This window comes from Gryllotalpicola sp. CP2-P1, assembly GCF_057512245.1.
In genome coordinates this window covers 26399-35915 of sequence record NZ_JBLRDT010000003.1, presented here as the reverse complement: position 1 = coordinate 35915, position 9517 = coordinate 26399, and the positions used below count along the sequence as shown (strand labels likewise).

Here is a 9517-nt window from a genome sequence, read left to right as displayed (position 1 = left end):
GGGCCGTGCGCGCGGCTCTGGGCGTCGTGCTGCTCGCGACCGCGGCACTGCACCTGGCCGACGCGTGGGGGTGGGTCGCGGTGCTCGGCGCTCTGGCCGCCGCGACGACGCCGTGGGTGCAGCTCGCATGGGTCGCGATGCTGAGTCTCGCGCTGTCCGAGCTCTCCCAGCCGCCGGGCGCCGGCTCGTGGCATCCGTATGCCGTGCTCGCGGGCATCGCGCTCGCCCACGTTCTCGCCGCGCGCGCCGCGCTCACGCCGCTCGCGGCGCGCGTCGAGCTGCGGATCTTCGCGCGGCCGCTCGTCGTCGCCGGCATCGTCGTCGTTCCCTGCGAGGGGATGCTGGCCCTGACCCTCTGGCTGCGCGGTGCGCCGCACCCCGAGTGGGCGCCGGCAGCCGTGATCGCCGCGATCGCGCTGCTCGCGCTCGGCGCGCTGCTGTTCGCGCGGCTCGCCAGAAGCGTGGAGTGAGAGCGGATGCCGCGCAGGCGCGGTCCGTAGGCTGACCGCATGCGCGAGCTCGCCTGGGACGGCTACGTCAACGCCAAGGATCTCGGCGGCCTGCCCACCGCCCTGTCGCCGAGCGGCGTGACGGCGTTCGGCCGCGTCGCGCGCGGGCCGCGCCGCGAGCGGCTCACGGCCCTCGGCTGGCAGCAGGCGCGCGACTGGGGGCTGCGCGCGATCGTCGACCTGCGCTGCGCGCACGAGGTGGGGCCGCGCGAGGGGGACCCGCAGCTCGCGCCCGCCAGCATCGCCGACATCACCGTGGCGGATGCCCCGACCGAAGACCAGAGCGACGAGGAGTTCCGGCGGGTCTGCTTCCCGATCCTCGACTCGCCCGAGTACTGGGCGCACAACTGGCGCCTGCAGCCGCACCTCGTGCGCGGGGCTCTCGAAGCAGTGGCTGCTGCCGGGCCGGGCGTGCTCGTGCACTGCAGCGCGGGGCGCGACCGCACGGGCATGATCGCGGCGCTGCTGCTGGGCAATGCGGGGGTCGTCCCCGACGCGGTCGCGCAGGATTACGCGCACTCGGTGCGCGCGATGGCGGGTGCGGCGATTCATGCGCCGGCGGTCGATCGGCAGTCTCGCTGGACGGCCGATGAGACCGACGCGTGGCTCGCCGACAAACTGCCGATCGTGCGCGAGACCGCGGCGAGCGCGCCGCAGATCATGACCGACCTCGGGGTGCACGAGGAGACGCGGGAACGACTGCGAGGGCTTCTCGTCGTCTGATGGGCGAGGAGTGCGCCGCCGTGCCCCCAGTGCTCCTTCGGCCCCCTAGGCTCGTGGCGTGCCCGCCCCCGACTCAGCGCCCCGGACTCCCGAAGACTCCACCGACCGGCTCGACCTCTATCGCCCCACGCTCGACGACGTCGACGGACTGCACGCGATCCTCTCAGACCCGCGGGTCTGGGAGCACTTCCCGAGCCTGCGCCCCACTGAGCGCGCGCAGACGGTCGGGAGGGTGCGGCGCTGGATGGCCGGCTGGGATGCCGTCGGGCTCGACACCTGGGTCGCACGTGAGCGTGGCGGCGACCGGATCGTCGGCTACGGCGGCTGCTCGGTGCTGCCCGGCGGGGTGTGGAACCTGGGCTACCGCTTCGCGCCCGCGGCGCAGGGTCGTGGTTTCGCGACGGAGCTCAGCCGGCGGGCGATCTCGCGAGCAGAGGCCGCGCGCCCGGCATCCCCAGTCATCGCGTACCTGCTCGAGCACAACGCGGCGTCGAAGGCGGTCGCCGAGAAGCTCGGCATGAAGCTCGTGCACCGCGGGCCCGATGCCGGCAACCCGGACCCGTCGGCGGTTCGGCTCGTCTACGCCTTCCGGGACCTCGCCGACACCGAGCTCGCGGCCGCCCTGCACTGAAACGACGCGGCCGGCGTCGCGTGCGCAGGGCGTCGCGTGCGCAGGGCGTCGCACTCAGCGCGCCAGCGTCGTGAGGTTGCCGGATGCCTCGAGCCGCAGCTCGACGTCGAGGTTCAGCCTCTCGAGGAACCCGCGATCGTGGCTCACGACGAGCAGCGCGCCGCGATAGGCGCAGAGCGCCTCGACCAGCCGGTCGATCGAGTCGAGATCGAGGTTGTTGGTCGGCTCGTCGAGCACCAGCAGCTGGGCCGGCGGGTCGGCGAGCAGCAGCCGAGCGAGCCCGACCCGGAAGCGCTCGCCGCCCGACAGACTCGAGACCGGCCGGTCGACGGCGTCGCCGCGGATGAGGAAGCGGGCCAGCCGATTGCGCAGCTCACCCGTCGTGGTGTTCGGCGCCGATGCGGCGACGTTCGCCAGCACGGTTCCGCTCTCGTCGAGGGTGTCGATGCGCTGCGGGAGGTACGCGACCCGCTCCGCCAGCAGGCCGTCGCCGCCCACGAGTCGCTCGAGCAGTGTGGTCTTGCCGACGCCGTTCGGCCCCGTGAGAGCGACCCGCTCGGGGCCCTGCAGCACGAACTCGCGCCCGTCCGCGCTGCGCAGCACGGCGATCCGGCGCCCACGCGCGAGTCCCGGGTCCGGCAGGTCGACCGTGATGCGATCGTCGTCGCGGATCAGCAGGTCTGCGGCCTCGACCGCCGCCTTGGCCTCGGCTTCGCGCCCTGCATGCAGGCCACGGATCTTCGCGCCGGACTTCTCACCCGAGTTCTTCATCGCATCGAACATCGCCTTGCCGAAATCGCCGTTCGCTCGCTTCTTCCGACCGTCTGCGGCACTGCGCGCCACTTTGGCCTCGGCCCTGATCCGGTCGCGCTGCTCCACGCGCAGGCGCTGCTTGGCGGTGGCGAGAGCCTGCCGAGCCGCCGCCTGCTGCTCGTCGAGCCAGGCGCGATAGGCGCTGAACGGGCCGCCGAAGACCGTGAGCGCGCCGCCACGCAGCTCGGCCGTGTCATCCATCAGCTCGAGCAGCGCCGTGTCGTGGCTCACCACGATGAGCGCGCCGCGCCACCCGCGCACCAGCTCGTAGAGCCGCTCACGCGCGTCGCCGTCGAGGTTGTTGGTGGGCTCGTCGAGCAGGGCGACGGATGCCCCGCGCAGCCGCACCCCGACGACGCCGGCCAGCATCGCCTCGCCTCCGCTCAGCTCGTCGACCCGGCGGTCGAGGTCGGCGGGCAGCCCCGTCGCGGCGAGCTCGGCGCTGGCACGCTCTTCGAGATCCCACCCGTCGCTGCCGATGAGGTCGTAGTTCGCGGGGTCCGTGTCGCCGCGCATGACCGCGCGGACGGCGTCGACCGCGGCGCGCACCCCGAGCAGCTCGGCCACCGTGGCATCCGCATCGAGCGTGAGGTGCTGCGGCAGATAGTCCACCGTGCCCGTGACGGTCGCGGTCCCGCTCGTCGGCGTGAGACGGCCCGCGATCAGCCGCAGCAGCGTGGATTTGCCGGCGCCGTTCGCGCCGATGAGGCCGGTGCGGCCGCGGCCGAAGGAGCCGGTGAGGCCGTCGAGGGCGAGATCGCCGTCAGGCCAGGTGAATGTGAGGTCGTTCAAGACGACCGAGGGTGCAGAGGGCATGGAAAAGGCTCCGGTTCGTGTCGAGATGGAATGCCGACACGGCGGAGCCTTGGTGCTCGATCAGGGGCGGGCAGGCGGCGGTGTCAGCGAGTGGTCGCGAAACCGGTGATGCCCGTCATTCCCTGTCCTTCGTCCCGTTCCCTGGCATAGCGGGTAATCCGCGGGAACACGTCAATGATGGCATGGATGCGTGGGCCGGTCACCCGTTGGGCAGCACTTTCCGCTCACATACCGAAATCAACGAAGTAGTACACAGATTCGCCATTCAGGCCTTGAATGTCGGTGGTGCGCTCTAGCCTGATGGCATGTCTTCGGTACTCGAGTCGCTTCAGAGCCTGGCCGCCATGGTCGACCGGGCGCTGCCGTGTGCCGACGATCTCGCGGCACTGACGCCCGACGAAGAGGCGCGGGCGACGCAGCTCCTCGGCGGCATCCGCTCGCGAATCGGCGGAACCATCTCACTGCTCGCCGCCGACATTCAGCGCAAGTCCGCGCGCGAGCTCGGAGTCGACGGGCTCGCCCAGCGGCGCGGCTTCAGAGACGGCGTCGGGCTCATTCAGAACCTCACGGGCGTGAGCCGCGACGAGGCCACTCGGCTGATCCGTGTGGGCGATCTGCTCGAGACCGCCCAGGCGGTCGCCCCCGTTCATCCGGCGGCAGGTGAGCCACGGGGCGAGCCTGCGCCGCGCTCGATATCGACCCTCGCCGGCCTGCCCGGCTCGTGGGATGCGCCGATCGGCGTCGCCGTGCGCAACGAGTGGCTGAGCGCGGCGCAGGGCGACGCGCTACGGCGAGCGCTCGGCACGCCCCGGCTGAGCGAGCTGGCTGTCGCGTGGCGCCGCGGGGTGCTCGAACTGATCGCCGACTGCTGGTCGGGCCAGTGGTCTCCTGAGGACCTCTCCCGTGCCGCTCAGCGCATGCACGCCTCGCTCGACACGCTGGCGGCCGCCCGCGAGGCCGAGCAGCGGAAGGAGATGCGCTCGTTCCGACGGCACGTGCGTACGAGCGGCATGGTGCACTACGACATCGATCTCGACCCGGAATCCGATGCACGGTTCTATGGGCCGATCCGTGCCATGCTGTCGCCGCGGCTCGGCGGTCCGCGCTTCCGCGACGAGGCCGAGCTCGCTTGGGCACGCGAGCTCGACGACGACCCGCGCAGCAATGAGCAGCTACAGGCCGACACGCTCGTCGACCTGGTCGAGTGCGGCGGCCGGTCCGAGCAGAACGTGCTGCTCTCGCGGCAGCGGCCCCAGGTCACGGTGGCGGTCACCACGCGCGATCTCGCCAAGGCGCGCACGGCGCAGGCGATTCTCGCGCGGCATCACGCGGGCGATCACACCAGCTGCCCGGGCGCATCCTTCGGCCTCCCGTGTGCGGGGCCCGATGAGGGCATCGCCTGGGTCGACGGGGCGAACGCCCCGATCACCGCGACGGATGCCTTGCGGATGGTCTGCGGCAGCGGGTTCACCCCCATGCTCTTCGACGAGACAGGCCAGGCGATCGACGTCGGAAAGGACCATCGGCTCTTCACCGGCAGACAGCGGCGAGCGATGGCGACGCGCGACGGCGGGTGCCTCTGGCCCGACTGCCCGATGCCTCCCGGTGCCACTGAGGCGCATCACGACAACCCCTGGGGCGCGAGTCCCGCGAACCGCAGAACCGAGACGCGCGACGGCGTCCTGCTCTGCAGGCGACATCACCTGATGCTGCACAACCATGGTGCGCGCGTCGAGCGGCGCGGCTCGGAGTACTGGCTGCTGTGGCCGGGGCGAGATCCGATCAGACTGCACTCGAAGGCCGGGGTGCAGGCGCAGCTACTGCTCGAGAGCGACGGCGCATGAGGCGGAAGTCTGTGTGGCGTCGCGCTGCGGCCGGCCGCGTGCGGCTACGCGGGCGCGGCCGCGTGCGCCCCTGGTTCGAGCAGCGCGTCGAGCGCCAGGAACTCGGCGTGGAATGCCGCGCGCAGCCGAGCCTTCTCATCACTGTCGCAGAACGCGCCGTCGATGCCGGCGAGAGCGACCGCCTTGGCGCCCTCCGCGTCGATGCCGAACGAAAAGAGGCCCTCGCTGTACTCGCGGCCGATATCGGTTCGGAAGAAGACGCCGTCATCGGTCGAGACCGAGACGTTGAGCCCGGCGCGGATCATCCGCGCAATCCGGTGACCGGGGTCGAGCGCCCACCCCGACAGTGCGCGGGTCGACAGGGGAGTGGTCGCGAACGGCAGCTGCCGCTCGCGCAGGCGCGCGACGAGCTCGGGGTCGTCGAGCACGCGGTAGCCGTGGTCGATGCGATCGACCCCGAGCACGTCAACGGCCACGCGCACGTCCTCTGCAGAGGCGGTTGCGGTCTCGCCCGCGTGGGCGGTGAGGTGGAACCCGTGCCGCTTCGCCAGCGCGTACGCCTCGGCGAAGCGGCCGGGGTCCTCGGTGTTCTCGGGCGTGAGGTCGTCCTGCCCGAGCGCGACCACCTCCGGGTACGGGTGGGTGATCATCTGCTCGACCAGCTCGACGGCGCTTCCCGCCGACTCGCGCCGGTTGATCGCCACCACGAGTCGGAAGCCGACGCCCAGATCGCGCTCGGCTGCACGCAGGCCGTCGATCACCGGCTCGAGGAACTCGCGGTAGCCCATGCCCCGCGCAGCGAAGTACTGCGGGTTCACGCCGTACTCGCGGTAGCGCAGATTGCCCGCGATCACCGCGGCACGGACCCCGTCGTAGGCGGTCGTCGCGAGGTCCTCCGACGTGCGCAGCACGTCGGTCGCCGCCCGGAAGGCCACGAGGAAGTCGGCGAGGTCGTCGTAGGCGAACAGCTCCTCGGGGTCGGTGGTCGGCAGCTCGACCCCGTAGCGGTCGGCGAGCGAGATGAGTCGTGCGGCACTCAGCGTCGAGACGAAGTGGCAATGCAACTCGGTCTTGGGAAGGAGCCTGAGGTAGTCGCGGTATGCCAGCACGCGATCATCGTGGCACGGCCGCCGTCACTCGGTACAGAGGCCCGCGCCGCGCGCCCGCGAGGCTCGGCAGAGGCCCGCGCCAAGCGCAGGCGAGGCCCCCGCCAAGCGCAATGTCGGTGGTCGAATCTAGACTCGAAAGGTGACGTCCCCCACTACTTCCGCAGCGTTCGGGCACGTGCACCCGGTCGACTCGCGAGCCAAGCTCAGCGTGCGCGGCGCGCGCGTGCACAACCTGCACAATGTCGACCTCGAGATCCCCCGCGATGCCCTGGTGGTCTTCACCGGGCTCTCCGGCTCAGGCAAGTCCTCGCTCGCCTTCGACACGATCTTCGCCGAGGGCCAGCGCCGCTACGTCGAGTCGCTGTCGGCCTACGCGCGCCAGTTCCTCGGCCAGGTCGACCGCCCCGACGTCGACTTCATCGAGGGTCTGAGCCCCGCGGTCTCGATCGACCAGAAGTCCACGAACCGCAACCCGCGCTCGACCGTCGGCACGATCACCGAGATCTACGACTACATGCGCCTGCTCTGGGCGCGCATCGGCGTCGCTCACTGCCCCGTGTGCGGCGAGAAGATCCAGCGCCAGACCGTGCAGCAGATCGCCGACCAGCTGATGGAGCTCGAAGAGCGCACTCGCTACCAGGTGCTCGCCCCCGTCGTGAAGCAGAAGAAGGGCGAGTTCGTCGACCTCTTCAAAGAGCTCGCGGCCAAGGGCTTCGCCCGCGTCCTCGTCGACGGCGAGCAGCACGCGCTGACCGAGCCGCCGACGCTGAAGAAGTCCTACAAGCACGACATCTCGGTCATCGTCGACCGTCTGGTCGCCGGGCCCGAGATCCTCGGCCGGCTCACCGACTCCATCGAGACGGCGCTCGGCCTGAGCGACGGCCTCGTCGACGTGAACTTCGTCGACGCCCCGGCAGACTCGCCCGAGGCATGGGTGACCTTCAGCGAGAAGCTCGCCTGCCCGAACGGGCACCCGATCCAGCTCACCGAGATCGAGCCGCGCACCTTCTCGTTCAACGCGCCGTTCGGCGCCTGCCCCGAGTGCTCCGGCCTCGGCGTGCGCATGGCCGTCGACGACGAGCTGCTGCTCGGCGACCCCGAGCTGAGCCTCGCCGAGGGCGTCATCATCCCGTGGACGAGCCAGGGCAAGAGCCTCTACCAGTACTACGAGAAGCTGCTCGCCGGCCTCGCACGCGACCTCGACTTCGACCTCGACACGCCGTGGAACAAGCTGCCCGAGCGCGTGCGCACGGCGGTCATGCACGGCGAGAACTTCGAGGTCAAGGTCAAGTGGCGCAACCGCTTCGGCCGCGAGATGAGCTACACCTCGGGCTTCGAGGGCGTTGTGCCCTACATCGAGCGCCAGTACGCCCAGGCCGAGACCGACACGCAGCGCCAGCGCTGGGCCGAGTTCCTGCGCGAGGTGCCGTGCCCCGTCTGCGACGGCAAGCGCCTCAAGCCCGAGGTGCTGTCGGTGCTCATCCACGACCACTCGATCGCCGATGTCGCCGAGCTCAGCCTCACCGACTCGCGCGAGTTCATGAACAAGCTCACGCTCACCGACCGCGAGGCGACGATCGCCGCTCAGGTGCTGCGCGAGATCAAGCTGCGCCTCGACTTCCTCATCCAGGTCGGGCTGGGCTACTTGAACATGGCGCGCGCGGCCGGAACCCTCTCGGGCGGCGAGGCGCAGCGCATCCGGCTCGCGACGCAGATCGGCTCGGGCCTCACGGGCGTGCTGTACGTGCTCGACGAGCCCTCGATCGGCCTGCACCAGCGCGACAACCGCCGCCTCATCGACACCCTCGTCGCCCTTCGCGACCTGGGCAACACGCTGATCGTCGTCGAGCACGACGAAGACACGATCCGCACCGCCGACTGGATCGTCGACATCGGCCCCGGCGCGGGCGAGGGCGGCGGCAAGGTCGTCCACTCCGGCACCTACGACGAGCTCGTCGACAACAAGGACTCGCTGACCGGCGACTATCTCGCCGGCCGCAAGGCGATCGCCGTGCCGAAGAAGCGCCGCAAGGTCGACAAGAAGCGGATGCTGCAGGTCGTCGGCGCCACTGCGAACAACCTCAAGGACCTGACGGTCGAGTTCCCGCTCGGCGTCTTCACCGCGGTGACGGGGGTGTCCGGCTCCGGCAAGTCGACCCTCGTCAACGACATCCTCTATCGCGTCCTCGCGCAGCGCCTCAACGGCGCACGCAAGGTGGCCGCCAAGCACACGCGCGTGACCGGCGTCGACAACCTCGACAAGGTCGTGCACGTCGACCAGGCGCCGATCGGCCGCACCCCGCGGTCGAACCCGGCGACCTACACCGGCGTGTTCGACAAGATCCGCACGCTGTTCAGCGAGACCGTCGAGGCGAAGTCCCGCGGCTACCAGCCCGGCCGCTTCAGTTTCAACGTCAAGGGCGGCCGCTGCGAGAACTGCCAGGGCGACGGCACGATCAAGATCGAGATGAACTTCCTGCCCGACGTCTACGTCGACTGCGAGGTCTGCCACGGCGCACGCTACAACCGCGACACGCTGCAGGTGCACTACAAGGGCAAGAACATCGCCGAGGTGCTCGACATGCCGATCGCCGAGGCTGCCGAGTTCTTCGAGCCGATCGGCTCGATCCACCGGTTCCTGAAGACCCTCGTCGACGTCGGCCTCGGCTATGTGCGACTCGGCCAGTCCGCCACGACGCTCTCGGGCGGCGAGGCGCAGCGCGTCAAGCTCGCCACCGAGCTGCAGCGCCGCACCAACGGCCGCAGCATCTACGTGCTCGACGAGCCGACGACGGGCCTGCACTTCGAAGACGTGCGCAAGCTGCTGCTCGTGCTCGACAGCCTCGTCGAGAAGGGCAACACGGTCATCGTCATCGAGCACAACCTCGACGTCATCAAGAGCGCCGACTACCTGATCGACCTCGGGCCTGAGGGCGGCGCGGGCGGCGGCCAGGTGATCGCCACGGGAACGCCCGAGCAGGTCGCCCAGGTCGAGGCGAGCCACACGGGGTTCTTCCTGCGCGAGATCCTGGGGCTCGACGAGCGCGCTCTCGCGAAGGCATCCGCCTGACC

The 9517-nt window shown here is 70.7% G+C and carries 7 protein-coding genes; 5 read left to right on the top strand and 2 right to left on the bottom strand.

What is annotated here, in order from left to right; genetic code table 11:
• The 3 genes from ACM2XV_RS00790 to ACM2XV_RS00780 form a co-directional block, all read left to right on the top strand.
• Positions 1 to 470: hypothetical protein (locus ACM2XV_RS00790; protein ID WP_487025659.1), on the top strand; the 470-nt coding region annotated here is incomplete at its 5' end.
• A gap of 39 nt (positions 471 to 509) precedes the next feature.
• On the top strand, positions 510 to 1232 hold the full coding sequence (locus tag ACM2XV_RS00785; protein WP_487025658.1) for a tyrosine-protein phosphatase: 723 nt from the start codon (positions 510 to 512) through the stop codon (positions 1230 to 1232).
• Positions 1233 to 1290: 58 nt separating this feature from the next.
• Positions 1291 to 1863 carry a GNAT family N-acetyltransferase gene (locus ACM2XV_RS00780; RefSeq protein WP_487025657.1) on the top strand — a complete coding sequence of 191 codons (573 nt, stop codon included), beginning with the start codon at positions 1291 to 1293 and terminating at the stop codon, positions 1861 to 1863.
• A 54-nt stretch (positions 1864 to 1917) separates the two neighbouring features.
• Here the strand turns inward: ACM2XV_RS00780 and ACM2XV_RS00775 are convergent, their stop codons facing one another.
• Positions 1918 to 3492 carry an ABC-F family ATP-binding cassette domain-containing protein gene (locus ACM2XV_RS00775; protein ID WP_487025656.1) on the bottom strand — a complete coding sequence of 525 codons (1575 nt, stop codon included), beginning with the start codon at positions 3490 to 3492 and terminating at the stop codon, positions 1918 to 1920.
• Between the two features lie 305 nt (positions 3493 to 3797).
• Here ACM2XV_RS00775 and ACM2XV_RS00770 point away from each other — a divergent pair, with 305 nt between their 5' ends.
• Positions 3798 to 5336 carry an HNH endonuclease signature motif containing protein gene (locus tag ACM2XV_RS00770; protein WP_487025655.1) on the top strand — a complete coding sequence of 513 codons (1539 nt, stop codon included), beginning with the start codon at positions 3798 to 3800 and terminating at the stop codon, positions 5334 to 5336.
• 44 nt (positions 5337 to 5380) lie between these two features.
• Here the strand turns inward: ACM2XV_RS00770 and add are convergent, their stop codons facing one another.
• Complete coding sequence (add, locus tag ACM2XV_RS00765; protein WP_487025654.1) at positions 5381 to 6445, bottom strand: adenosine deaminase; 1065 nt, start codon at positions 6443 to 6445, stop codon at positions 5381 to 5383.
• 175 nt (positions 6446 to 6620) lie between these two features.
• Between add and uvrA the strand changes: the two genes are divergently transcribed.
• Entirely contained in the window at positions 6621 to 9515 is a 2895-nt protein-coding gene (gene uvrA, locus ACM2XV_RS00760; protein ID WP_487025661.1) for an excinuclease ABC subunit UvrA, read from the top strand.
• Positions 9516 to 9517: the final 2 nt, after the last annotated feature.

What these genes read in the sequence shown, in the direction of transcription:
- ACM2XV_RS00785 (WP_487025658.1), top strand. Translation starts at nt 510, where the DNA reads ATGCGCGAGCTCGCCTGGGACGGCTACGTCAACGCCAAGGATCTCGGC.
- ACM2XV_RS00770 (WP_487025655.1), top strand. Translation starts at nt 3,798, where the DNA reads ATGTCTTCGGTACTCGAGTCGCTTCAGAGCCTGGCCGCCATGGTCGAC.
- ACM2XV_RS00775 (WP_487025656.1), bottom strand. Translation starts at nt 3,492, where the DNA reads ATGCCCTCTGCACCCTCGGTCGTCTTGAACGACCTCACATTCACCTGG.